General features: G+C 38.0%; 24 protein-coding genes. 21 read left to right on the forward strand and 3 right to left on the reverse strand.

Annotated elements, in window-relative coordinates; all coding sequences use genetic code 11:
- The first annotated feature begins 143 nt into the window (after nt 1–143).
- The 10 genes from M3225_RS16600 (at nt 144) to M3225_RS16645 (ending at nt 8,943) form a co-directional block, all read left to right on the forward strand.
- Entirely contained in the window at nt 144–686 is a 543-nt protein-coding gene (locus M3225_RS16600) for a GNAT family N-acetyltransferase (protein WP_251395462.1), read from the forward strand.
- 224 nt (nt 687–910) lie between these two features.
- Entirely contained in the window at nt 911–1,996 is a 1,086-nt protein-coding gene (locus M3225_RS16605) for a type III polyketide synthase (protein ID WP_251395464.1), read from the forward strand.
- 5 nt (nt 1,997–2,001) lie between these two features.
- On the forward strand, nt 2,002–2,559 hold the full coding sequence (locus M3225_RS16610) for an isoprenylcysteine carboxyl methyltransferase family protein (RefSeq protein WP_251395466.1): 558 nt from the start codon (nt 2,002–2,004) through the stop codon (nt 2,557–2,559).
- Between the two features lie 12 nt (nt 2,560–2,571).
- A complete protein-coding gene (locus tag M3225_RS16615) occupies nt 2,572–2,742 on the forward strand; it encodes a hypothetical protein (RefSeq protein WP_251395468.1) in 171 nt (56 codons plus the stop codon).
- A gap of 201 nt (nt 2,743–2,943) precedes the next feature.
- Nucleotides 2,944–6,561 (forward strand): dynamin family protein, encoded by a 3,618-nt coding sequence (locus M3225_RS16620; RefSeq protein ID WP_251395470.1) that lies wholly within the window; start codon nt 2,944–2,946, stop codon nt 6,559–6,561.
- A 5-nt stretch (nt 6,562–6,566) separates the two neighbouring features.
- Nucleotides 6,567–7,340, forward strand: a complete 774-nt coding sequence (locus tag M3225_RS16625; RefSeq protein ID WP_251395472.1) for a nucleotidyltransferase domain-containing protein — start codon at nt 6,567–6,569, stop codon at nt 7,338–7,340.
- Entirely contained in the window at nt 7,337–7,594 is a 258-nt protein-coding gene (locus M3225_RS16630) for a DUF2533 family protein (RefSeq protein WP_013082381.1), read from the forward strand. Before M3225_RS16625 ends, M3225_RS16630 begins: the two co-directional genes overlap by 4 nt.
- A gap of 105 nt (nt 7,595–7,699) precedes the next feature.
- Nucleotides 7,700–8,014: a hypothetical protein gene (locus M3225_RS16635; protein WP_013056168.1), complete on the forward strand. Its 315-nt coding sequence runs from the start codon at nt 7,700–7,702 to the stop codon at nt 8,012–8,014.
- A 130-nt stretch (nt 8,015–8,144) separates the two neighbouring features.
- Entirely contained in the window at nt 8,145–8,606 is a 462-nt protein-coding gene (locus tag M3225_RS16640) for a divergent PAP2 family protein (protein ID WP_251395474.1), read from the forward strand.
- Nucleotides 8,607–8,667: 61 nt separating this feature from the next.
- The gene (locus M3225_RS16645) at nt 8,668–8,943 is read left to right on the forward strand and encodes a DUF6123 family protein (protein WP_251395476.1); all 276 of its coding nucleotides are present in this window, start codon (nt 8,668–8,670) and stop codon (nt 8,941–8,943) included.
- Nucleotides 8,944–8,949: 6 nt separating this feature from the next.
- On the opposite strand, the gene M3225_RS16650 is transcribed toward M3225_RS16645, so the two are convergent.
- Nucleotides 8,950–9,348 carry a reverse transcriptase-like protein gene (locus M3225_RS16650; protein WP_033578453.1) on the reverse strand — a complete coding sequence of 133 codons (399 nt, stop codon included), beginning with the start codon at nt 9,346–9,348 and terminating at the stop codon, nt 8,950–8,952.
- Between the two features lie 219 nt (nt 9,349–9,567).
- On the opposite strand from M3225_RS16650, the gene M3225_RS16655 reads away from it, so the two are divergent.
- The 3 genes from M3225_RS16655 to M3225_RS16665 are packed head-to-tail and all read left to right on the forward strand — an operon-like array spanning nt 9,568 to nt 10,762.
- Nucleotides 9,568–10,221 carry a ribonuclease H family protein gene (locus tag M3225_RS16655; protein WP_251396117.1) on the forward strand — a complete coding sequence of 218 codons (654 nt, stop codon included), beginning with the start codon at nt 9,568–9,570 and terminating at the stop codon, nt 10,219–10,221.
- A gap of 29 nt (nt 10,222–10,250) precedes the next feature.
- Nucleotides 10,251–10,433, forward strand: coding sequence for a zinc-finger domain-containing protein (locus M3225_RS16660; protein WP_013056173.1), 183 nt, complete (start codon nt 10,251–10,253; stop codon nt 10,431–10,433).
- 56 nt (nt 10,434–10,489) lie between these two features.
- Entirely contained in the window at nt 10,490–10,762 is a 273-nt protein-coding gene (locus tag M3225_RS16665) for a DUF2564 family protein (protein WP_251395478.1), read from the forward strand.
- A 59-nt stretch (nt 10,763–10,821) separates the two neighbouring features.
- Here M3225_RS16665 and cspD read toward each other — a convergent pair whose 3' ends face one another.
- Nucleotides 10,822–11,025 (reverse strand): cold-shock protein CspD, encoded by a 204-nt coding sequence (gene cspD, locus M3225_RS16670; protein WP_013056175.1) that lies wholly within the window; start codon nt 11,023–11,025, stop codon nt 10,822–10,824.
- Between the two features lie 274 nt (nt 11,026–11,299).
- Between cspD and M3225_RS16675 the strand changes: the two genes are divergently transcribed.
- The 3 genes from M3225_RS16675 to M3225_RS16685 all read left to right on the forward strand — a co-directional run bounded on the left by M3225_RS16675 (nt 11,300) and on the right by M3225_RS16685 (nt 17,504).
- Entirely contained in the window at nt 11,300–11,587 is a 288-nt protein-coding gene (locus tag M3225_RS16675; RefSeq protein WP_251395480.1) for a hypothetical protein, read from the forward strand.
- A 302-nt stretch (nt 11,588–11,889) separates the two neighbouring features.
- On the forward strand, nt 11,890–13,131 hold the full coding sequence (locus M3225_RS16680; RefSeq protein WP_251395482.1) for an MFS transporter: 1,242 nt from the start codon (nt 11,890–11,892) through the stop codon (nt 13,129–13,131).
- A gap of 167 nt (nt 13,132–13,298) precedes the next feature.
- Entirely contained in the window at nt 13,299–17,504 is a 4,206-nt protein-coding gene (locus tag M3225_RS16685) for a tetratricopeptide repeat protein (protein WP_251395485.1), read from the forward strand.
- 30 nt (nt 17,505–17,534) lie between these two features.
- Here M3225_RS16685 and M3225_RS16690 read toward each other — a convergent pair whose 3' ends face one another.
- The gene (locus M3225_RS16690; protein ID WP_251395487.1) at nt 17,535–18,830 is read right to left on the reverse strand and encodes a purine/pyrimidine permease; all 1,296 of its coding nucleotides are present in this window, start codon (nt 18,828–18,830) and stop codon (nt 17,535–17,537) included.
- A gap of 252 nt (nt 18,831–19,082) precedes the next feature.
- Between M3225_RS16690 and M3225_RS16695 the strand changes: the two genes are divergently transcribed.
- From M3225_RS16695 to M3225_RS16715, 5 genes are read left to right on the forward strand one after another with little or no spacing between them, the layout of a single operon-like run.
- The gene (locus M3225_RS16695) at nt 19,083–19,907 is read left to right on the forward strand and encodes a M55 family metallopeptidase (RefSeq protein ID WP_251395489.1); all 825 of its coding nucleotides are present in this window, start codon (nt 19,083–19,085) and stop codon (nt 19,905–19,907) included.
- A 14-nt stretch (nt 19,908–19,921) separates the two neighbouring features.
- On the forward strand, nt 19,922–20,851 hold the full coding sequence (locus M3225_RS16700) for an ABC transporter permease (protein ID WP_251395491.1): 930 nt from the start codon (nt 19,922–19,924) through the stop codon (nt 20,849–20,851).
- Nucleotide 20,852: 1 nt separating this feature from the next.
- Complete coding sequence (locus tag M3225_RS16705) at nt 20,853–21,794, forward strand: ABC transporter permease (RefSeq protein ID WP_308215747.1); 942 nt, start codon at nt 20,853–20,855, stop codon at nt 21,792–21,794.
- Nucleotides 21,795–21,798: 4 nt separating this feature from the next.
- Nucleotides 21,799–22,797 carry an ABC transporter ATP-binding protein gene (locus M3225_RS16710; RefSeq protein WP_251395493.1) on the forward strand — a complete coding sequence of 333 codons (999 nt, stop codon included), beginning with the start codon at nt 21,799–21,801 and terminating at the stop codon, nt 22,795–22,797.
- 23 nt (nt 22,798–22,820) lie between these two features.
- The gene (locus M3225_RS16715; RefSeq protein ID WP_251396121.1) at nt 22,821–24,464 is read left to right on the forward strand and encodes a peptide ABC transporter substrate-binding protein; all 1,644 of its coding nucleotides are present in this window, start codon (nt 22,821–22,823) and stop codon (nt 24,462–24,464) included.
- Nucleotides 24,465–24,534 lie beyond the last annotated feature (70 nt).

Genomic DNA, 24,534 nt, shown 5'->3' on the forward strand with positions numbered 1-24,534 from the left:
TATTTAAAGCGTGGGTAATATAACAAATGCACATGGTTGCTTGTTAGATAAAATGGAAAAGAAGAACTTTACCACTGATAAATTACGTAAGCTAGAACCAAAATAGTAGTACTGAATGGTGAAAAACATAGGAGTTGATATAGATGATTACAGCAGAGAAAAACATAGTGAAATTTAAAGCAAAAGACGAACGTGAAGTCACTATTCGCCCCGCACAGGCAAGTGATGCAGAGCATATTACAACAGCCGTAAGAGAAATTATTGAGGCGGGGGAATTTATTCAAAAAGATGAGCCGCGGACAGTCCAAGAAGAACAAGATTTTATTGCATCAGTAGAAAAGAACAATCACATGTACGTTGTAGCTGAAGTTGAAGGTGAGGTGCTTGGAATTGCACGTGTTCTTAGAGGCGAAATTAAAATGAAGCGCCACACGGGGCTCTTCCGTACATGGCTTATTTCAAAAGCACAGGGAATGGGAATAGGAAAGCAATTTATGAATTATACGCTAAACTGGTGCAAAGAAAATAATCTTCATAAACTGTCTTTAACTGTGTTTGCTTCTAATAAAGTAGCATACGAATTGTATAAAAAGGTAGGATTTGAACAAGAAGGCGTTATGAAAGAACAAGCTTATTTCAACAATGAATATGTAGATGAAATTTATATGTCCATCTTCTTTTCATAAAAAAATGAGCGCCTATTTTCGTCAATCCATAAATTGTATCTGTACATTCAGATTATTTGCGCTATAATAAAAGTGCACAACAAACATACACTTCTTCAAAACGTAGACTTTCCTGAGTTACAGGAAAGTTTTTTTATGTTCCGCCTCCATTCCACTAAAAAGGATTGAATAAATCCCCAACTATTACAAATGTTAAATGTAACGCAATCAAAGAGGTGAAGTGTATGCCAAAGATTATCTCAGTTGGATTTGGAATTCCCCCTTATGAATTAACTCAGCAAGACACGCTGCTATTTGCAAAAGAACTTTTTTCCGAATCGTTTAAAGATATTAATCGTCTGCTGACCGTTTTTCAAAATGGTCAAATTGAGAAACGTAATTTTGCAAAAGATTTATCTTGGTTTCAAGAAGATCATACATTTGAAGAAAAAAATGATGCTTTTATAGAATCTGCTGTTGAATTAGGCACAAAAGCAATTGAAGACTGCTTAACAAATAAGGACTATGTAAGTACCCCTTTGCCGTGTGGAGAAATTGAGGCTATTTTTTATGTTTCAACAAGCGGTTTAGCTACGCCTAGCATTGAAGCGCGAATTATGAATAAGCTTGCGTTCTCAGACCATACAAAAAGAATTCCTATTTGGGGATTAGGGTGTGCTGGAGGAGCGTCTGGACTTTCAAGAGCTTATGAGTATTGCAAAGCCTTTCCGCGTGCCAAAGTCCTTGTTTTATCCATTGAGCTTTGCAGTTTAACTTTTCAGCGAAATGATCGTTCAAAAAGCAACTTAATTGGTACATCTTTATTTGCAGATGGAGTAGCGGCTGCTTTAGTCGCAGGTGACGAAGCAGATACCACTTTTGCCATTCAAAAAAGCTATCCTTACATTTTACATACACAATCGACGCTTATGCCCAATTCAGAAGATGTAATGGGATGGGAGATTAAAAGTGATGGATTATTTGTTGTCTTTTCAAAAGATATTCCCACGATTATCGATTCGTGGTTAGGCGGAGAAGTTGAGTCTTTTTTACAAACTCAACATTTGACCAGTCGCGATTTAAAGCATTTTGTTGCTCATCCTGGAGGGAAAAAAGTACTTGAAGCATATGTATCAACGCTATCATTAAACGAAAATATGATTGCTGATTCCCTAGATGTACTTAAAAACCATGGAAACATGTCTTCGGCAACCGTTTTGTATGTGCTAGACCGCTTTATGAAAAAAGAAATTTCGAGTAAAGAATACGGTTTATTAACAGCTCTTGGCCCTGGATTTAGTTCCGAAATGCTTTTATTAGAGTGGAGGTAAAGCGATTGTTTTTTTATAGCTTTTTTGTATTTATTATCTTACAGCGCCTATGTGAATTGGTTATTGCCACAAGAAATGAAGCTTGGATGAAGAAGCAAGGAGCATATGAAGCTGGTCAAAGTCACTACAAATGGATGGTAAGCATACATGCCGCTTTTTTTGCTGCTCTTTTTACGGAAGTGTATGTGTTAAACGATAGAATGTATCACTTTTCTTTTTTGTTGTTTAGCTTTTTTGTGCTTGTTCAACTTGCAAGAATATGGGCTATTTCTTCGTTAGGAAAGTATTGGAATACAAAAATTATCGTCTTGCCTAATGCGAAGGTTGTGCTAAGAGGTCCTTATCGTTTTATGAAGCACCCTAATTATACAGTGGTAGCGGCAGAATTGGTGTTAGTTCCGCTTATGTTTCAGGCATACTGGACATTAGCTGTTTTTTCTGTTTTCAATTTGTGTATATTAGCCGTTAGAATTCCCTTAGAAGAGCAAGCGTTAACGAATGAAACAAATTACGGCGAAGTCATGCAAAATAGGGGACGTTTCTTTCCTTCAAAAAAATCTTAAAACTAATTGAAAATGATTATCTTTCATGATAAGATAAAATTAAATGATAAAGATTATCAATTTCATCAAGTAGAAACGGTGGTGGACGTAATGGTTAGTCTTTTTGTGATCGGAGCACTTGCTACATATGTTGGCGTCACAACGTATGTAATGAAAAATATTGAAAAAGCCCAAAAGGCGTAACATACATGCGGTGAATAAAAAGTACGATGCAAAGCTGTCAAATTATTGACAGCTTTTTTATTGTTTTTGTAACTAAAAATTCAGTTTTTTATGGGAAAACGCATGTGAATCAAGTAAAATAGAGAAAGAATAAGCAGAAATAAAGATGGATAGAGAACATTTAAATACAGTCTTGAATGAGGCAAAAGGGGTAGAGTAATAATGAGTAAAGTGAGTGTGAAACATCAAGAAAACCTCCAATTGAAAGCATCTCTTTTTCATTTACATAAGCAATTTCAATCAGCTGGAGATGAACAGCAGGCAGCAAAAGCAATACAGCTGTTAAAAAAGTGGGTGAACGGTGAATTTGTTGTAGCATTTTGCGGCCATTTTTCGGCTGGAAAATCGAGCATGATTAACGAATTAATGGGGCAAGCAATTTTGCCTGCAAGTCCTATTCCTACAAGCGCAAACTTAGTATCAGTAAAAGCTGGGGATGAGCATGCAACCGTTTATTACCGCAAACAGTCGCCGGTGCGTTATGAAGCGCCTTATGAGTATGAGCAAATTAAGCAGTTTGCTGTCGATGGAGATGAAGTAGAGTCCATTCATTTATCGATAGATACAGATGCTATTCCTAAAAATGTTGTGGTGATGGACACACCGGGAATTGATTCAACAGATGATGCGCATCGTGTATCGACCGAGTCAGCTCTTCACTTAGCGGACGTTATTTTCTACGTGATGGATTATAATCATGTGCAGGCAGAATTAAATCTTCAATTTGCAAAACAGCTGCAAGAAGCTAATAAAACGCTTTATTTAATTGTAAATCAAATCGATAAACACCAAGAAGATCAGCTTACATTTCAAGCATTTAAAGAATCTGTAGAAACGTCATTTTTAAAGTGGAATGTGAGACCAAAAGGAATCTTCTATACGTCGTTAAAAGAGCCAACCAATCGTCATAATGACCTTTCATACGTAAAGTCTCTATTACTTGCTATGATGAGTGAAAAAGAAAACCGACATCAGCATATTCAACATGCGATGCAAATGTTAATTGACGATCACCTTGCCTTTATTGAAGACCAAGAAGAAGAAAAGTTAACGATTCATGACGAGCTGCGCCATAAGCTGACGCTTGAGAACCATGAAATGAATAAGCAGCAAAAAGAGGAGCTAATCGAAAAAGAAGCTGAAATGAAGCGTGCTGAAAAGCAGTTAGCAGAAACGTATCAACGAGAAACAGGCAAGATACTAAGCAACGCCAATTTGACACCATATGAAATGAGAGAAAAAGCTAGGCTGTTTTTAGAAACGACAAAGCCTGATTTTAAAGTGGGTCTTTTATTTGCTAAGAAAAAGACCGAGGAAGTAAAAAAAGAGCGGCTAACGTTATTTTTTGATGATATGAAAGAACGAGCAGCCTCTCAGCTACAGTGGCACTTGCAGCAATATGTGCAAGAGCTAGTGAAAAATCAAAATCTTACCGCCCCGGATCTTATACGTCAAGTCCAGCAGTTTGAAATCCCGCTAGAACCGCATGATTTAATTGAAACGGTAAAAGCAGGAGCTACGATTAATGGTGATTATGTTTTAACGTACGCAAAAGATGTAGCCGATCACATTAAGAAAAAAGCCACGCGATTATTATACGAGCTTTATGCGCAGATCGAACAGAGCAAAATAGAGCAAGATGAAATAAAGCGTGAGAACATTTATCAACACTTGCAGGAATGTGAAGCATTTGAAGAAGCGTATACATCTCTTCAGGAAATGAAAGAAAAACTGGCACATACAAAAGCTTTGCTTCAATCTTTACAGCAAAGTGATGACGACCTAACGGTAGAAGACACAAACGAGTTGTCATATATGTTACAAGAAGAATATGAAACGGGTATCATGAAAGTTGAAGAAAAGCATGAAGCTGCGAGTGAGCGGGAGTTAGTTTCACAGCCTGAGGAAGCTGTGCATGAAACAGGAACGGAAAAGGTTCTTCAAGATGTATCAATTGTTCTCGAACAGCTTCGTTCATTTGGAAAGTTAGACCGCTTTATTAACAGGCTTCAAGAAAAGCGTAAAAAGCTATCAAATCAAACGTTTACCGTGGCTTTATTTGGCGCATTCAGTGCCGGGAAGTCGTCTTTTGCTAATGCGTTGATTGGAGAAAGATTACTTCCGGTATCTCCGAACCCGACAACAGCAACTATTAATAAAATTATGCCTCCAACAGAAAAACGGCCGCATAAAACAGCTGTTGTGCAAATGAAAACAAAAGAGCAGATGATCCAAGATTTAAATGGTGCGCTTAAGCTGTTTCATCATGAAGTAGAATCAATTGAAGAAGCGCTAACGATTATTCCAACTCTGCAGGCAACGGAAGAGCTGCAGCTGCATTTGTCGTTTTTACAGGCAGTAGAAAAAGGCTACGGCGAAGTTAAGCAACATATCGGTTCAGAAGTAGTAGTGGATACAGAAGAATTTCATGACTATGTAGCCAAAGAAGAAAAAGCGTGTTTTGTTCAATTTATTAACCTGTATTATGACTGTGAATTTACTCGCTTAGGCATTACGCTCGTCGATACACCTGGGGCTGATTCAATCAATGCGAGACATACGGGAGTAGCGTTTGAATATATCAAAAATGCAGATGCCATTTTATTTGTAACGTATTATAATCATGCATTTTCAAAAGCTGACCGAGAATTTCTTATTCAGCTTGGCCGTGTAAAAGATGTATTTGCGCTTGATAAAATGTTTTTCTTAGTAAATGCAGCAGATCTAGCAAGCTCGGATACAGAGCTACAGTTAGTTCAGACTTATGTAAAAGAGCAGCTTGAACAATATGGTATACGCTTTCCGCGCTTATACCCGGTATCAAGTTTACAGGCTTTACAAAACACCGAAGATACAATGTTTTTGCCGTTCAAAAATGCGTTTTACCGCTTTATAAATTATGAATTAACAGAGCTTGCTATCCAAAGTGTCTATGCAGATTTCGAACAAATTTTAGCAGTGGCCAATGAAATGAAACAGGTGCAAACAAAATCAGAAGTGGATAAAAAGCGATACATTCAATCTCTTCACATAAAAAATGAGCAGGTAGCAGCAAAACTGCATGAAATTCACTTTGAATATGAACAACAGCAGTTTGAACGAGAATTAGAAGAGCTCTTATTTTATGTGAAAAAACGTCTCTTTGTGAGGTACGATGACTTCTTTAAAGAAGCATTCAGTCCGGCAAACTTAAGAGATGATCGAGGTGAAAAGCAAAAGCAGCTGCGCCTGTGTTTGCAGGAGCTGTTAACGTCTATTTCCTTCGACGCAACTCAAGAAGTGCGTGCGACCACTCTGCGAATCGAAAAATACATCGTAAAATTAATCGAAGATTGGCATCAAATGATCGTTACAAAGCTACAGCGCTATGAACCGACGTTTACTCCCACGTTGAACTCATTAGAGCCTCCAAATGGCAGCGAAGTTGTGACAAGTCATCAATTTGATGAGAATGAATCGTATCAAAAAGAGCTTTCACTGTATAAAAACAATAAAAGCTTTTTTGAAAAAAATGAAAAAGCAAAGCTTCACGCTGCTTTACTAGAACGTATTAAGCCAGATGTTAATCACTACATTGCGAAAGAAGAAGCCGCTCTTCATTCACACTATACACATTTAGTGAATCAGTACATTTTAGCGCATAAACAGTCTGTATCTGAAGAATGGTATGATTATTACAAACAGCTGCAAGCTGCCGTGTCTGAAGAATTTCCAATTCAAGAATTGGTAAGTACAATGACGGTGCTAGAACATGTATTGGAGGAAAGAAAGGATCATTAATTTTTATGTCCACACACATAAATAAACGTTTACAGGAAATTGAAAAAGAATATAAGGTGGAAATTTTGTTTGCTTGTGAATCAGGCAGTCGTGCTTACGGACTCGACACGCTAGCGAGTGATTTTGACGTCCGCTTTATATACAAGTATAAAGCAGCACGCTATCTTCATCTCAATAGGCCGCAAGATGTCATTAATGTAATAAAAGGCAATTATGATATGCAAGGGTGGGATTTGTACAAAACCATTTATTTGTTTACAAAATCAAACCCTTCGCTTTACGAGTGGCTATGGTCGCCTGTTGTTTATTACCAGAAGTCATCGTTTGCTGAGCCTCTTCGGCAAATGATGGCTCAATCATATTCCTTAAAAGCACTGGGATATCATTATTTTAAAATTTTAACGATAAATAGTAAAAGAAATCTGATATCTTCTGTTACAATAGAGGATATAAAAGTGATGCTCCAACTGATTCGTGCATTTTTATCACTGAAAGTAGTAGTAAATCAGCGCAGTTTACCTGTCGTTTTATTTGCCGACTTATGTAAGCAGGCAAACCTTGACGATAGGCAGCAATCCATCATTGAACAATTTGTACAATGCAAGATAAGCGGGCAAGTTGTTTTTAATGAAAAGATGAAAAACTTTTTGGATAGCATTAAGAAAGAAGCTGTAGCGATAGAAGAAAACTTAAAAGAATTACCAGAAAAGCAAATCAGTCATGAGGACATTAACTTATTTTTACTAACTCAGCATAATATAATGGAGGAAAGAACATGAGTGTACATAAAGAAATTTCAGCCCATTCTAAAAAACAACATGAATTAGTACGTGCTTTTGCCAGCTTAGAAGCTCGACGCGAGCAAGCCATTGAAGCAGCTGTGCTTCTTTGCAAAGAAGGGAAGCCCTTTTCTGTAGACGGTATTAATGCTGTAACAGCGGAAATTAATGAGCTATCTCAAAAATATACCATCATTCCAGGCCGTAAAGTAGTAACAGAAGAAATGGTTAAAGAGTACGTAGCAAGAATATAAACGTGCTAAGCTCTGCCGTTTTTACCTTAATTTGAACAGGATATGACGCGCCGCTTAATCCATACTAATAGTGTACCAACGAGGTACAAATAGGAGGAGATAGCGATGGGTCGTCAAAAATTAGGTAATAAAAATGCGCAAGCGAACAACAATGCAAAGCATAATTATAACCAAGAGTTCTCTTCTGAGTTTAAAGCAAATCAGGCTCAAAAAGCAAAGCGAGCAAAAAGTGCAAATGACACTTATGCAGGGGAGTTTGCTTCTGAGTTCAACGTACAACAAAACCAAAACAATTCTGTTAACAAGAAGTTAGAAGCTAATAAAAGTGCAAATAATCAATATGGACAAGAATTCGGCTCTTATGCTGAAGTTGAATCTGCCAAAATGAATAATGCTGCACAAAAAAAGCGTAAAAAATAACAGAACTGTTTACAAAAGCGTCGGGATTAGTCTGCTCTGTCAGCAGATTAGCTCGGCGTTTTTTGTTGGGCAATATTTGCTTGGGTACGAGACGTAAATACATCGTAAACTATAGATGAGGTGAAGCAATATGAATAAAGGAATTGTCATTGCTCTTTCATCAATCAGTTTAGCCCAAGCACTAAAAATCCCGATTAAAAAGTATCAAACAGGAAAATGGGATATGCGGATGATTGCTGCGTCGGGTGGAATGCCAAGCTCTCATTCAGCCGGCGTATCTTCTTTGGCTACGTATGTAGCGTTAAAAAGAGGTGTTTCTACGATTGACTTTGCGCTAGCATCTGTTTTTGGAATTATTGTTATGTACGATGCACAAGGAATTCGAAGGCAGACTGGCGAAATTACTATTAAAGTGAATACGTTAGATGAAGAAATTGAAAAGCTTGCTGGTCTTCCAGACGGAGGCTTTCACGATTTGACGGAACAGCGCTTGAAAGAAATGCTTGGGCATCAGCCCGAAGAAGTGATTGGCGGAGCCATTTTAGGAGTAGCACTTGGAGCAATTGGCTATTTTTTAGAAGGGAAATCATAGTCAAATAGCCAAAAGTAAGCTAAGATAAAGAAGAACCTTTGCAAAAGGATGGGACGAAAAAGTGACAAAAACAGCTCAAACCGTTGAAGAGTATCTTCTTTATCTTGAAGAAAAAGGCTTTCATTTAGCAGAAGATGCACGTGGATTTATTTCATTTGGTCAGCAGTATACGCGTGCAGCTGACCAAATAGTCATATTTACAATTGAATGGACATTAAAAGTACAAAAAGAATTTGACGGCAGTTTTTTTGTATCTCTCCTCGAGAATTTGACATCAAATCGTATTAGCAATCAAAAACAAGCCATTCAATATTTAAAAGCATCAGGTATGATTTAAGCAGGATTACATTCCTGCTTCTTTTTGATTAATGGCTTGTCTGGCCAGCTGATCAGCACCTGCATTTTGAGAGCTAGGAATCCATTTTATAAAAAATAAATCAAATTGACTCGACAATTTGAGGGCTTCTTCCAGTAAAGGAGCAAACGCTTTATTTTTAACGTATTCTTGGTTCATTGCGCGGTCTACTAGCTGAGAGTCCGTTCGAAAAGATACGCTCGTATACTTTTTTTCTAAACAAATTTTTAATGCATGAAGAAGTGCATGGTACTCTGCTTCATGATTCGTCATTGTCCCAAGAGCAATAGCGTAGCGATGATGTTCACCATTCCCTTTAATTAAAATACCAGCTCCAGAAGGACCAGGGTTGCCAGCAGTGGCTCCGTCTATATAAACTTCAATCATCATACAGCCTCCTTGTTAAAACGATATAAGCTTAAACCATGTTTTTTTATCAATAGTATTGTATCATAAGTACTTCAGCTATTTTATATTAGCACGTATAAACGCTAAAATCCGCTTATTAGGTAAGAAAACTGTCATGAAAAGACATAATAGAAGATAAAATACAAAAAAGCAGAAAAAGTGTTGAATTCAAAATTGCTGATGAAAGGAATGCTCGTTATGAATTTCCAAATTGAATGGCATTATAAATCCACGAAACATAAACAGTTAATTTTCACATCCGATTTCACAGATGCGAATGAGGCGCTAATGATTGTGGGTGATTTAGAAAAAACAGGTCGAACGAAGGAAATTTTTCTACTTGATGAGCAACAGCAAAAATGGACTGTAAAAGAAGCGAAAAAGCTCTTACAGGAAGTACAGACCGAGCCTCACGATATTGTTGCATATTTTGACGGAGGCTATGAGCATGATACGCTCTTAGCGGGGCTTGGGGTTGTGATTTATTTTAAACAGAACAACCAGTCTTACCGAATACGACGTAACTCAAGACTGCAAGAGATTGAATCAAATAACGAGGCAGAGTATGCTGCTTTTTATTATTTAATACAAGAGCTTGAGGAACTGGGTGTTCATCATATATCGGTAACGTTTAGGGGTGACTCTCAGGTTGTATTAAATCAGCTGGCTGGGGAGTGGCCCTGTTTCGAAGAAGAGTTTAATCGGTACTTAGATCGAATAGAAGATAAAATGCAGGAACTCGGTATCCGACCCGTATATGAGCCTATTTCAAGGAAGGAAAATGAAGAGGCTGATCAGCTTGCTACTCAAGCTCTTCAAGGGATACCAATTGCTAGCAGGAAGCAAGTGTAACACACAGAACGAAATGGAGATGAACGAGAGTGGAACGTAAACAATTATTAGAAGAAGTAACGGAGTTATTGGATTACTACTGTAGTGATTGTTTTGTAAAAAAAACGTTTAATAAAGAAAAGGGCAAAACATACGCTCAGACGTTTTGTATTAAAGAGTGTACCGTAGGAGAAAAAATTAAGCAGTATGGAGATTTGCTGACTAAAAAGTAAGCGTGTATAATTTGCTGGCAGCAGCTTCATTCTATCCATATGGAGGTGTTCTTTCAATGGATAAGTTTTCAAATGAAGAAGTAACAACAGGATATAATGATTTAAAGCAAGTAGAAGTGTCAATTCAATCTGCTCAAAAGATGATTGGGACAGCTACGATGAGTATGAGTCCTCAGCAGCTTGAAGAGGCAACGAATGCGCTTAATGATGCAAAAGCACAGCTTCAATCTGCCAAAGCTCATGGCACAGGAGTAGACGAGCAATTTCTTCAGCAGTGCATGCAGTCTATCCACACGTGTGAACAGCAGCTTACTGAGGCCAAACGCTAGGTACAACAAAAAAGAGACTCGGAAAAGAGTCTCTTTTACTATAAAATAAAAAGATCTATTTATGATAGCTTAGTGACATTAGCGGCTTGCGGGCCTCTATTGCCTTCTACAATTTCAAAAGATACCTCTTGTCCTTCTTCCAAGGATTTATAACCTTCGCTTTGGATGGCAGAAAAATGTACAAATACGTCGCTGCCGCCTTCAACTTCAATAAAGCCATAGCCTTTTTCATTGTTGAACCATTTTACTTTACCGTTTTGCATAACTTGAATCCCCCTAGTACTGTGCAGCATCATGCTGCTGAAACTCGAATTATCATTTCCAATAGAGGTAAATGATTGGTTATATTATATAATAAGAAGAAATAAAATTTCAACATTAAAATTTCACTTTTCTGAAAATTAAATTTTATTTAAAACGAACGTAGTACATTTTAAATAAAAAAATTTCTTGCGAGATGAAAATAACTGAAAATTTAGTTTATAATAAAAGTATAGTCAGCATAATTTTAACGCGGTGATAAGGAGTGGATCGTGTATGTATCGTACACAAGTAAAGGGAAAAGAAATCATTTTGTTATTTTCAACGCTCGAAGCAGCAAAGAGCCGCAGCAACCTAGAAAAAGAACAAATTTATAAGCGAGTATTGCATTTAAATGAGCAGCTGTTAATGTTTCAAAATGGAACAAGCTTCACCATTGGCGATCCGTTAGGGTTAATTGTAGCTCAAGTGAAAAAAAGCGATTTGACAACCATATATATAGAACATATCATTGATAAACAGTTTATGTATGATGGAGATGGTCATCGAGGTGAAGTAGTGTAACAAGATGACACCTATATATGAAGAAGCGTACGGAGATACTCGTACGCTTCTTCATATGTAGGATTAAAAACATGTTATTTTACAAATATTAACAGAGATAAATGACAAATTTCAATAAATTAAAGAAGAACAGTGAAACCATGAATAGCAATCACCTTTTTAGCTAAAAAATATAGATACACATCATCTTATGTAATGAGATAGTTAAGCTTTAAAATCAATGAACACAAGAGGTTTTATAAAGCTTAAATTGAAAAACGTGTTATTGTGACGTTAATTAGAAGTAAGGTTTGGAGGACGCTATGGAAAGTAGAAAAAAATTGGATTTACTTGCTCTTGCTTCTGTGCCACTTATCATGACCCTCGGAAATTCAATGTTAATTCCGGTATTACCGGTGATTGAAAAACGTCTACAGATAAGCTCGCTGCAGGTATCCATGATTATCACGGTCTACTCAATTTTCGCTATTTTTTTAATCCCGATTGCTGGTTATTTATCAGATCGATTTGGCCGCAAGAAAATTATTATTCCCAGTTTGCTGCTTGCTGCAGTAGGAGGGGCTTTAACAGGCTGGGCTTCATGGCAAATGGCCAATCCTTTTTGGGTTATTTTAATTGGCCGCGCGATTCAAGGAATAGGTTCAGCAGGAGCTATGCCTGTTGTGATGCCTTGTGTAGGAGATATGTTTAAAGACGAGCAAGAAATTACAAAAGGACTAGGTTTAATTGAAACAGCTAATACGTTTGGGAAAGTACTAAGCCCAATACTAGGAGCTTTTTTAGCGGCTATGATTTGGTTTCTTCCTTTTTGGTTCATTCCTATCCTTTGCCTTATCTCGATTCTTTTGGTTATCTTTTTAGTAAAAGTTCCGAAAAATGATAGTTCTTCTGAATCTGAACAAAAAAAGAAAAATATTACGCAGTTTTTAAAGGATTTGAAGAAGACACTCAAAGAAAATATGGGATGGCTTATGGCTATTTTTATTTTAGGAGCCATTATTATGCTTGTATTATTCGGTGTTTTATTTTACCTATCCACCATATTAGAGGAGCGTTATCATATTGTGAATACGAAAAAAGGTTTAGTAATGGCTATTCCTTTGCTAGCTTTATCTATTTCTTCTTTTGTGGCAGGGAAAAAAGTAGGAAACAATAAAATCGTTATGAAGTGGTCTGCTTTTTTTGGCTTTTTATTGTTAACATGTTCTTTCATCATTTTATTTTTTAATACGTCTCTTTTTAGTATTTTACTCACTTTAGTGCTTGGTGGAATTGGAATCGGAGCAGCTCTTCCCAGTCTTGATGCACTTATTACAGAAGGAATTGAAAAGGAAGAGAGAGGAACCATTACGTCTCTTTACAGTTCGATGCGCTTTGTCGGAGTAGCAGCTGGACCTCCTCTTTATACATTGCTTATGAAGTGGTCGGACATGGCTGTGTTCCAAACGTCTCTAGGGATTAGTGCAGTAGGGGCAATTTTAGTTTTAAAAGCTATCAAACCAAAACCTGAAGGCGGCGTAAAACTGAAGAAAGCTGAAGTATGATTTTATGGAGCTGTCTTATGATAAAAGACAGCTCTTTGCTATTTCTAGCTCCGTCAATATGCTTAAATTTATATTGCATGTAGAAAAAATCCTTGAAATTTCTTATACTTCAATTTATAGACAGCAGATGCAATAGTTCTTATTTTATCGAATAAGGTGGTTTTAAATTGAGTATAAATTATCAGAAATTAAAAAGCATGGTGGATCACTATCAAATATTTGATCTTGTAACGTATATAACAGAAGAAGTACAAAGCCTTCAACCAAAGAGCCTTGCAGGCATTGTGAAAGAATGGTTAACAAACCTACAAACGGAAGAAGAGCTGTACGAGCTTATCCGCTTTTTTGATGAGGCTTTATTAAATCGTTTAAGCCGAATGTTAACGATATACGGCTATCGTCGATTTGGCTCCATTCGAATGGTGACTCTTTATTGTGATGATCTCCTACGTGAAGGCAAGATACTCGATGCTGATGATAGACTTTCTTTATTAATTTCTCAGCTGGATACGGACTCAGTTAAAGAAGAGCAGCTTGAGAAAATCTATTTTTTAAAGGTAAGAATTCTTTTAGAAATGAAACAAGTGGATGAAGCTTCTAAGTGGATGAAACAAGTAGCATCACATAATCAAAAGGGTATGGCTGACAGATGGGGTTATTTTTATTTGCAGCTCAATGACAGAATGAAAGCTGAAGCTTGCTTAAAAGAAGGAACGGAATATAAGGAGAACGGAGATTTTTGCTATGCAATGCTCGCGGACTTATATGCGTACGAAGGGAAGCATGAACAATCGCTTGAAACAATCAACGAAGCTATTGCCCGCTACCCGCAGCTTCCGTCTTTATATATGGATAAAGTGATGCGATTAAAAGATTTAAAAGAGTATTCTCTCTTGCTTGAAACGATTGAATTTATCGACTCAAAGTTACCCTATCACGATTATCAAGATTTTTTTACGCTGCTGCGCGCCGACATTTATTTTGAACAGCAGCAGCAATCTCAGCTTAAACATCTTCTCTCGACCAAGCGATGTTTAAAAGATTCACCCTATCACAAATTAATCGGAAAGCATACAGACGATAAATTCAATACAATCAAGCTTCCTATTGTGCCGATTGTTCAAAAAGATAATTATTGCGTGCCAGCCAGTATGAGTATGATGTTAAAACTTTTACATACCGAAAAAACACAGGATGAGATTGGAACGCGTATTTACGGAGGATTAGGATCCAAATTATCAACTGCAGTGAGCTACTTTGAATCTCTCGGCTTTGCAGCGGCGTTTTTTACAGGCACAGTTGAACAGTTTAAAGAACTATTAGACAAAGGGCTGCCTATTTTGGTCAGTCTGGAATTTGAACAAGCTTCCCACGTTCAAGTTGTATTTGGCTATGATGATGAACTTGAACTTTTTCATGTGCAAGATGCTAATTTTCTAAGTCCAACATATGTAGAGTATAAAAATTTTGATCAGCAGTATGCTAATTCGGGGTTTTTATCAATTGTTGCTTCTAAAGCGGCAGCGGATCTCGCTTCACTTTCTAAAGAGCAAGATGTGTTTATTCGTCAGCTGTATGACTTAATCGAACTAGTTGAAGCTGATGAAGAGACATACATTAACGAGCTCGTTTCTTTATTAAAAGCGAATGAGCTCGTTCCGTTTACGGCTATTTACAGTATGAAGCATTTGTACAGAAAAAAGCATGAAGCCTATATTCGTACATGTATTAATCATGTATTAGAGAAATATAGCAATCATGATTATCTTAAGCTTCACGCGGCATATGCCTTTTTTAAACTTGACGACAGTAAGGGAGCATCTTCTTTGTTACACCACATCAATAACAAAAAGCATAGCTCTTTTTATCACTATGTTAAGGGAAGAATTGCGTTGGATGAAGAGAAATATGACGAGGCCATTGAAGCACTGCGCAGCTCGCTGCAATTAGACGTAGAGCAGCATTTGAACTGGAGCTATTTAGCACTTGCATATATGTATCAAGGAAACCTCGAAAAGGCTTTTGAATGCTCGACTATTTCCTTAAATATGTATGGCGATGAACCTTATACAAAAATCAATCACGGACTTATTTTAATGGAGAAAGAAAGATACGCAGAAGCAAGAAATCTTTTTGATGCGTTATTAAAAGAAAACCCAAAAGATGCGCACAGCTGGTTTGAAAGAGCCCGTTGTGATGAACATTTGGAAAAGTTTCGTAAAGCTTATCGGGGATTTCAAGTAGCTAAACAGCTCTTGCCGACTGTTCCTTATCCATATCTCTCAATAGCTGATTTGTTACAATATCAATTAGAAAAAACAGACGAAGCTGAAAGCCATCTCAAAGAAGGCATGAAGTACCTCCCGAGCGACATGACAATTAGAGGAAGATTAGGCGATTTATACGTTGCGAATCAAAGATACGAAGAAGCTATTGCTCTGTATAAAGAAGGCTTAAAAATAGAGGAAGATGCCCTTATGTATTTGGGCTTATCTTATACGTATCTAGAAACAGGTGAACATTTAACAGCCGTTGATACGCTTACGCTCATTGCGCAGAAGTTTTCATCGAACAGCGACGTCATGTTGGACGCAGGCAGTATGCTTTTAGATGCAGCAAAACAAAAGGAGCTAGACAACCAAACGATAGAGTTTGGATTTGCTCTTTATGAAGAAGGAATCCATTTTGCTCAAACAGCGTTAGATGAAGTATTAGAAGCATATACGAGTTATTTAGAAGACACGGCTTTACTAACTCGTGGAATTAAGTTTTTAACTGCAGAACACCAAGAGCATCCTAATGAGATTTTGTACATGTGCTATTTAGGCATATTATACGAACAAGCCAAACAGCTAACGAAAAGTGAAGAACTTTATCATCAAGCGCTTCGTATCAAGCAAGATGTTTTGCCATATTATCGGTTAGGTGAAATATATCAATCAATGAATCGCATGGCTGAAGCAAAAGAGGCCTTCGAAAAATGCTTAACTCTTGATAAAACATTTGAAGCCGCTTATATGAAGCTTGCCGAAATGGCTTGTGAAGAACAAAATCGAACGGCTGAAAGGAATTGGCTGCTTCAATGGATACAGCTGAATCCTATGGAAGTAAACGTTGAGCACGCAGCTTCACTTTGTGAAACAGAGAAAGAGTATGAAGAACTGTTAGGGGTATTAAAGAGCGTAGAGGAAATGGTGCTGCCTCAATGGCTCGCTGACAGCCAGGCTCATGTGTATCGCCTAAAAGGAGACATTTCACAGGCTAAAACGTATCTAGAGAAGGCCCTTGAACTAGATCCACAGAATCCTGCTATTCGTCATCATCAGACAAAATGGCTCATCATGGAGCAGAGATATGAAGAAGCTAGAAAAATTCTTACAGAGTTACTAAGTGAGGATTCGGAAGATTACGCCCTATTTCAAACGTTCATGTCTAGCTTTCCGAATGGAAAAAAACTGTCTAGGCTTACGGCAGATTTAAAAAAGATAGAAGTGGAAAAACAAAGCAAAAGCATGTTATTTAAAAACGCAGCTGAGGCTTTAAATGAATATGCCGATTCCATCGTAGAAGAGCAGCAAGGGTCTATCTTCAAACGAAGCTTAGCAAAGTTCAAAGCAAAAACAAAAACGGTTATGCTGCTTGGTTTAACGATTGAACTGTATGAACTTGCTATAAAAACGGATAGGAATAATAAAGATGCTGTGCATGCATTTGCGGCTTTTTATGAACAAAAAGGCTTGATTGAAGATAGCATCACCGTGCTGAAAAAATCTCTGCATCAAAGCTGGGATTTTGATGTTGCCTATCATTTAGCCAATATACTTGTTAATATACATGAAAATGAACAGGTTGCACATGAAGCGCTAAACTTGGTTCAAAAACTTCTTGAACAGCAGCCATGTCATATAGATTTGCAGATATACCGAGGATTTATTTTGAGTAATCTTGAGGAAATAGAGAAAGCGGAGGCAGCTTTTCAAGAATTACTTCAGCAGCAGATTTATCAGCCGGACATATATGCAGGGCTAGCAAAACTGTATAACAAAACGGAACGTTATCACGAAACTGTTCAGCTTCTTCAAAAAGCGATTGAACAGCGTCAAGAGTATGAAGGGATGTATACCGATTTAGGTATCGCGTATCATTTAGAAGGTGAAACGGAAGCAGCAGCTTCGCTTATGATGACAAGAGTAGAAAGCGGAGACGAAGACCTTTTTATTCGCTATAACTTGGCATGCTATCTAGCTGTTCTTGGAAAAACTGCTTCTGCTCAGGAAGAGTTGGATTATGTTTTAGCGCACGATGAAACGGGAGAATTTTATGAATTGGCTATGGAAGACGATGAACTAAAAGGATTAACGGTAAGAAGGTGAAAAAAAGAAGCTGCGTTTCAGCTTCTTTTTTTATCCCTCTTTTGCAGCTTGTTTTTTCAAAGAAATCGATTCGGAGATTTCCAGTGCAAGGATGATAATGGTGCCAAGAACTAATCCGTTGCTTAAAAACGTAGTAACTAAAGGTGGCAACGTTGAAAAAGCTTGAGAAGGCAAAAACATAACCCCTATCCCAGATAACAACGCAATACCCGCTTTTTTCATCGCTTTTTCGGGCTGTTTGGCATGCTTGAATTCTCCAATTCCAAGAGCCATCATACCTGTAAAAACAGGAAAGATTGCCGCGTATCCGACGGCAGGAGGAAGAGCGGACATAATGGACGTTAAAGGAGTAAAGATACTTAGAAAAAGCAAGAGGCACGATGCTACAATAAAAGGAACTCGGCTATAAAGGTTTGTAGCTGAAATAAATCCACCGGAACCTGAAATAGGAACGGCACCGACACCTGAAAACAATCCTCCAAGCAGCTGGCTTATACCCGAAACCATTCCCGAACGCTTAATGTTGTCTTTTTCAATTTTTTCTCCTTTGTGTTTATAGACCGACTCAACAACACGAATAGAAGCGAGCATGTTTGTAATTAAAATGAGCGTCACAAAAAAAGCAGTAACAATCATATTCCATTCAACGCGGGGGGCTCCAAATACGAACACTTTAGGTATGTAAAATAACTGCGTCTGAAATTCGATAGGTTTAGCTAACCCCAGCAGTGCGAATACTCCCCAGCCTACACCGATACTAATAATAATGCTGAGCTTATTTAACGTCCGGTGCGATAATAAATAAAAAGTCAGCAGCAAAATCGCAGTTGAAGTTAGCGCAATTGGAAGTTTAATAGCTGAATTTGTTTCTGTAATGCCAAACATTCCTTTTAAAAAGGAACCGCTGAGCTGCGTCACTAATAAAATTAAATATGTACCGGTAACTGTCGGGGTAAAGTATTTTGCTAATTTATCAATGAGACCAAACAGGCTCATCAAAATAGCAATTATCCCGCTTATAAGGAGGGTGAACTGCAGCACGCGGAGCGTTTCGGAGTGAGAACCAAACAGAACGGTTCCAAGACTCGCATATAGAGAAAAGACGCCCCACCAAACGCCAGCTGGCCCTTCCATGATTGGGTATTTATGTCCTACAAACACCTGCAAGAGCCCGGATAAAGCCAAAATAAATAATGTTCGCTGTAAAAATTGAATAGAATCCGCTGCGTTTAAATGAAACTGAGAAGCAATTACAATAGGAACAATCATACTATTAGAAATCATAAATAAAAACCATTGTAGTGAAGCAATGGAGACTCGAAACATTGTTAACACCTCAATTAATGCCGACGAGCGGCTGAATGAACCAACAGATTGCTCTATTATTTTACCATGGGATTTCCAATTTGTAAGCGATATCTTGTTAAAAGGATGATGAGTAAAGTGTCAAAAAATTCAATATATTGTTGTAAAAAGAAGAAAGATAATTTATAATTTTCTTACAATTATAAATTATAAACATAAGAATAATTTATAATGAATTGACTAACAGTCAAGGAAGGAGGAGGAATAAGACAAATGAAACTATACCTGTCGGTTGATATGGAAGGAATTACAGGACTCGTCGATCACACAAATGTTCTACGAGAGAAAGAAAACTATGAAAGAAGCCGCAAAATAATGACGGATGAAGCAAATGCAGTAATTTATGCAGGCTTTAGAGAAAAGTGTTCAGAAGTTGTGGTAAATGACAGTCATTCGAGTATGAATAATCTCCTTGTTGAACGGCTTCATCCAGAAACTCAGCTTATTTCAGGAAGCGTAAAACCATATTCAATGGTACAGGGATTAGATCAGACTTTTGATGGTGCTATGTTTCTAGGGTATCATGCTAAAGCATCCATGCCTGGTGTCATGTCTCATTCTATGATATTTGGTGCTCGAAATATGTACATAGACGATACGAATATTGGAGAGTTAGGCTTCAACGCATACGTCGCAGGCTATTACGGCGTGCCAGTTTTAATGGTAGCTGGTGATGACCAAACGGCGCTGGAAGCACAGCAGCTTATTCCAAACGTGACGACTGCTATCGTCAAACAGGCCATTTCACGTTCTGCAGCCAAAACATTAACCCCCAAGAAAGCAGAACAATTACTTCAAGAAAAAACAGCCACAGCTATTCAGCACAAACACCTTGTTAAACCTTTAATTCCGCCTAAACACCCAACCTTACGAATAGAATTTGCGAATTACGGTCAAGCAGAGTGGGCGCATTTAATGCCCGGCACAGAAATTGAACCTGGAACGACGACCGTTCGGTTTCAAGCAAAAGATATTTTAGAAGCCTATCAGGCCATGCTTGTCATGACTGAACTAGCTACGCGCACAACATTCTGTTAGAAGGTGGGATAAAGGTGAAAAGTTATATTTTAAAACGATTTTTATCCATGCTTGTTACGCTGTGGGTAATTGTGACCTTAACCTTCTTTTTAATGCATTCGATTCCTGGCTCTCCATTTAATGAAGAACGGGCGACAAGCGATGCAGTTCAAAAAAATCTGGAATCATTTTATCACTTAGATGAACCGCTAGCTGTGCAATATATTCTTTATTTAAAATCCATTGTTACCTTTGACTTTGGTCCTTCCATTAAACAGCCGTCTCAAACGGTTAACGACCTTTTAGGAAGGGGGTTTCCAGTGTCATTTGAACTTGGAATGGTAACGTTAATTCTTGCGGTGATTTCCGGTATTACACTAGGCATTATCGCTGCTCTTAGAAGGAATGGAATAATTGATTACATTGCGATGAGCATAGCAGTTATTGGATTATCAGTTCCAAATTTTGTTATGGCCACGTTGTTAATTCAACAGCTTTCTGTTAATTTAAAAATTTTACCTGCTGCTACATGGACAAGCCCTTTACATATGATTCTTCCGACTCTAGCTCTCGCCACAGGCCCTATGGCTATTATTGCGCGTTTGACTCGCTCAAGCATGATAGAAGTACTAACTCAAGATTATATTCGAACAGCGCGTGCAAAAGGGCTTTCGCCAGTGAAAATTGTATTTAAGCATGCGCTTAGAAATGCTTTAATGCCCGTTATAACAGTTCTTGGAACGATTGCAGCCAGCGTATTAACAGGCACATTTGTTATTGAACAAGTCTTTGCTATTCCTGGCATGGGAAAATATTTTGTGGACAGTATTAATACGAGAGACTACCCGGTGATTATGGGCACTACGGTCTTTTACAGTTCGATTCTCATCATTATGCTTTTTTTAGTAGACATTGCTTACGGCATACTTGATCCACGAATCAAACTGCATAAGAAGGAGGGATAACGTGCTGGAAAAACAGGAGTATAAACAAACAATTCCTGATGAGTGGTTTGTGCCAAAGAAAAAAAAGAAATCTGAAGCCGAAGCAGTTGTAAGGCCGAGTCTTTCTTATTGGCATGATGCTTGGCGCAGGCTTGTAAAAAACAAGTTGGCCATGCTGGGTCTCTTTTTTTTAGTCATCCTCGTTGTGATGGCTATATTCGGTCCTATGTTTTCACCGCACAGCGTAACGAAAGCTTCTTTTACAGAGCAAAACCTTCCTCCTTCAGCTAGTCATTGGTTTGGAACGGATGACTTAGGCAGAGATATGTACACTCGGACATGGTACGGAGCTAGAATCTCTTTATTTGTAGGACTGATGGCAGCTCTTATTGATTTTATCATCGGTATAATTTACGGGGGATTCTCAGGCTATAAAGGCGGAAAAACAGATAACGTTATGATGCGCGTAATTGAAATTTTATATGGTCTTCCTTATTTATTAGTGGTGATTTTACTGATGGTGGTCATGGGCCCCGGACTTTCTACGATCATTGTGGCACTTTCCGTTACAGGTTGGATCGGGATGGCGAGAATTGTACGGGGGCAAGTATTACAAATAAAAAACTATGAATACGTACTTGCATCCAAAACGTTTGGAACAAAAACTAGTCGTATCATTAAGCGGAACCTGCTTCCAAATACGATGGGACCGATTATCGTTCAAATGACACTAACCGTACCAACTGCCATTTTTGCTGAAGCTTTTTTAAGCTTTTTAGGACTGGGTGTACAGGCTCCTTATGCCAGCTGGGGAGTAATGGCAAACGATGGTTTATCAACGATTCTATCAGGCTATTGGTGGCGTTTGTTTTTTCCCGCTTTTTTTATTTCTCTTACCATGTTTGCTTTTAATGTCCTTGGAGACGGACTGCAAGATGCACTTGATCCGAAATTAAGGAGGTAAGCAAATGGAAAAAATAATACAAATCAAAAACTTACACGTACAGTTTTCAACTTACGGAGGGCAAGTTCAAGCTGTAAGAGGCGTTAGTTTTGATTTACATAAAGGAGAAACACTAGCGATTGTAGGAGAGTCAGGGTGCGGGAAAAGCGTGACATCTCAAAGCATTATGAGGTTAATTCCGACACCTCCGGGCAGGATCACAAGCGGATCTATTTTATTTAAAGGCCAGGATTTAACGAAACTATCAGAAAAGAAAATGCGAGACATCCGAGGCGCTGATATTTCGATGATTTTTCAGGATCCTATGACTGCGCTTAATCCAACTCTTCGCATAGGTGAGCAAATTGCAGAAAATATTATGCAACATGAAAACATCTCAAAAGAAAAAGCAAAAGAAAAAGCATTTGAAATGCTGGAGCTAGTCGGAATTCCAAATCCTAAAGAACGCCTAAAGCAATATCCTCATGAATTTAGCGGGGGAATGAGACAGCGTATTGTCATTGCAATGGCCCTTGTATGCAATCCCGAAGTGCTAATTGCTGATGAACCTACCACAGCTCTTGACGTCACGATACAAGCGCAGATTTTAGAATTGTTTAAGGACATTCAGCAGAAAACTGATGTCTCAATTGTTTTAATTACCCATGATTTAGGTGTAGTTGCTCAGGTAGCTGACCGTGTTGCTGTAATGTATGCAGGAAAGATTGTAGAAATTGGAACAAGAAGAGACATCTTTTATACGCCGCAGCATCCGTATACAAAAGGATTGCTGCGTTCAGTTCCTCGCTTAGATTTATACGAAAGTGAGCTTGTGCCTATTGCAGGATCACCTCCCGATTTATTTGCACCTCCATCCGGATGTTCGTTCGCACCTCGCTGTCCTTACGTAATGGAAGTGTGTGATCGCATGTATCCTGCATCGACAAAGCTGAAAGAAAGTCACCAAGTGCACTGCTGGCTTCAAGATGAGAGAGCCCAAAAATTTGTAACAACTATAAGCTAGATTTATAGATGAATAGAGAACTTATGAAAGAGGGGGAAATGATGAAAAAAATAGGGTCTTTACTAATGATGTGTGTACTTATGTGTGCACTTGCTGCCTGTACGGCGACAAAAGATTCAGGCGCGGAGCCAGAAAAGAAGAGCAGTACAGCAAAAGAAGACGGTAAGGTCCTTTATATGAATAATGGCGCAGAACCTACGTCTTTTGATCCTCCTATTGGGTTTGATTCATATTCATGGAATATGCTTAATAACTTAATGGAAGGGCTGACTCGTTTAGGAAAAAGCGATGAGCCTGAAGGAGCAATGGCCGAGAAATGGGATATCTCTGAGGACAAAAAGGTCTATACGTTTCATTTACGAAAAGATGCTAAATGGTCAAATGGAGATGACGTAAAAGCAAGTGATTTTGTGTTTGCGTGGAAGAGGCTGTTAGATCCTAAGACTGGTTCTCCAGCGGCATTTTTAGGCTATTTCATTCAAGGTGGAGAAGAATTTAATACGGGTAAAGGTAGTGCTGATCAAGTAGGGGTAAAAGCGCTAGATGACAAAACCTTTGAAGTTACGCTTAAAAGTCCTCAAGCCTATTTCTTAAGTGTAGTTTCCAATCCAGCGTTCTTCCCGATTAATGAAAAAGTAGCAACAAAAAACCCAAAATGGTTTGCAGAAGCAGATTCTTTTGTTGCTAATGGACCCTTCAAATTAACTCAATGGAAGCATAATAGTAATCTAGTAATGGAAAGAAACGATCAGTATTGGGATGCTAAAAATGTAAAGCTCGACAAGGTAAAATGGGCAATTGTTGAAAATACAAACACAGAATATCAAATGTATCAAAATGGAGAACTAGATGTTTCTGAAATTCCATCGGATTTAAGTGAAAAGTTGTTGAAAGATGGAGATGTTCATATCGAAGACCAAGCGGGAACTTACTTCTACCGCTTTAACTTAGATAAAGAGCCCTTCCAAAACAAAAATATCCGTAAAGCATTTGCAATGGCTGTAGATCAAGATCAAATTGTTAATTTTGTTACAAAAAATAAAGAAAAACCAGCTCGCGGGTTCGTATCGTACGGATTTAAAGATGCAGATGGAAATGATTTCCGTCAAGCGGGCGGCGACTTATTAAAAACAGACGGCAAAGAAGCAAAAGCACTTCTGAAAAAAGGAATGAAAGAAGAAGGATATAAAAAGCTGCCAGCCATTACGCTAACATATAGTACAGACGATACACATAAAAAAATAGCAGAAGCCCTGCAGCAAATGTTCAAAGAAAATCTAGGCGTAGATGTGAAGCTTGCCAATATGGAGTGGAATGTTTTCCAAGAAGAACAAAAAGCGTTAAAGTTTCAGCTGTCACGAAGTTCATTTTTAGCTGATTATGCAGATCCAATTAATTTTTTAGAGAGCTTCCAGACAGGTCATTCAATGAACCGTACAGCTTGGAGCAATAAAGAATATGATGAGTTAATTAAACAAGCTATGAACGAAACGGATAATAAAAAACGTTTTGAGCTTATGTATAAGGCAGAAGGTATTTTATTTGATGAGATGCCGATTATTCCTATTCATTTCTACAACTATGTGTTTTTAATAAAAGATAACGTATCTGGAATTGTTCGTCATCCTGTTGGCTATTTAGATTTGAAGTGGGCAGATAAACAGTAAAGTGGAACTTTTCGTCAGAGGGGATTTTAATTCCCTTCTGACCCAAGTTTCACTTTCTTCATTTCTTTAC

Origin of the sequence: Priestia aryabhattai, assembly GCF_023715685.1 — a bacterium.
Lineage (GTDB): Bacteria > Bacillota > Bacilli > Bacillales > Bacillaceae_H > Priestia > Priestia aryabhattai_B.

Bases quoted from the DNA above. Each gene is read 5' to 3' on its own strand.
- M3225_RS16600 (WP_251395462.1), top strand. From the start codon at position 144: ATGATTACAGCAGAGAAAAACATAGTGAAATTTAAAGCAAAAGACGAA.
- M3225_RS16605 (WP_251395464.1), top strand. From the start codon at position 911: ATGCCAAAGATTATCTCAGTTGGATTTGGAATTCCCCCTTATGAATTA.
- M3225_RS16615 (WP_251395468.1), top strand. From the start codon at position 2,572: ATGATTATCTTTCATGATAAGATAAAATTAAATGATAAAGATTATCAA.
- M3225_RS16620 (WP_251395470.1), top strand. From the start codon at position 2,944: ATGAGTAAAGTGAGTGTGAAACATCAAGAAAACCTCCAATTGAAAGCA.
- M3225_RS16625 (WP_251395472.1), top strand. From the start codon at position 6,567: ATGTCCACACACATAAATAAACGTTTACAGGAAATTGAAAAAGAATAT.
- M3225_RS16630 (WP_013082381.1), top strand. From the start codon at position 7,337: ATGAGTGTACATAAAGAAATTTCAGCCCATTCTAAAAAACAACATGAA.
- M3225_RS16635 (WP_013056168.1), top strand. From the start codon at position 7,700: ATGGGTCGTCAAAAATTAGGTAATAAAAATGCGCAAGCGAACAACAAT.
- M3225_RS16640 (WP_251395474.1), top strand. From the start codon at position 8,145: ATGAATAAAGGAATTGTCATTGCTCTTTCATCAATCAGTTTAGCCCAA.
- M3225_RS16650 (WP_033578453.1), bottom strand. From the start codon at position 9,348: ATGATTGAAGTTTATATAGACGGAGCCACTGCTGGCAACCCTGGTCCT.
- M3225_RS16655 (WP_251396117.1), top strand. From the start codon at position 9,568: ATGAATTTCCAAATTGAATGGCATTATAAATCCACGAAACATAAACAG.
- M3225_RS16665 (WP_251395478.1), top strand. From the start codon at position 10,490: ATGGATAAGTTTTCAAATGAAGAAGTAACAACAGGATATAATGATTTA.
- cspD (WP_013056175.1), bottom strand. From the start codon at position 11,025: ATGCAAAACGGTAAAGTAAAATGGTTCAACAATGAAAAAGGCTATGGC.
- M3225_RS16675 (WP_251395480.1), top strand. From the start codon at position 11,300: ATGTATCGTACACAAGTAAAGGGAAAAGAAATCATTTTGTTATTTTCA.
- M3225_RS16680 (WP_251395482.1), top strand. From the start codon at position 11,890: ATGGAAAGTAGAAAAAAATTGGATTTACTTGCTCTTGCTTCTGTGCCA.
- M3225_RS16690 (WP_251395487.1), bottom strand. From the start codon at position 18,830: ATGTTTCGAGTCTCCATTGCTTCACTACAATGGTTTTTATTTATGATT.
- M3225_RS16695 (WP_251395489.1), top strand. From the start codon at position 19,083: ATGAAACTATACCTGTCGGTTGATATGGAAGGAATTACAGGACTCGTC.
- M3225_RS16710 (WP_251395493.1), top strand. From the start codon at position 21,799: ATGGAAAAAATAATACAAATCAAAAACTTACACGTACAGTTTTCAACT.
- M3225_RS16715 (WP_251396121.1), top strand. From the start codon at position 22,821: ATGAAAGAGGGGGAAATGATGAAAAAAATAGGGTCTTTACTAATGATG.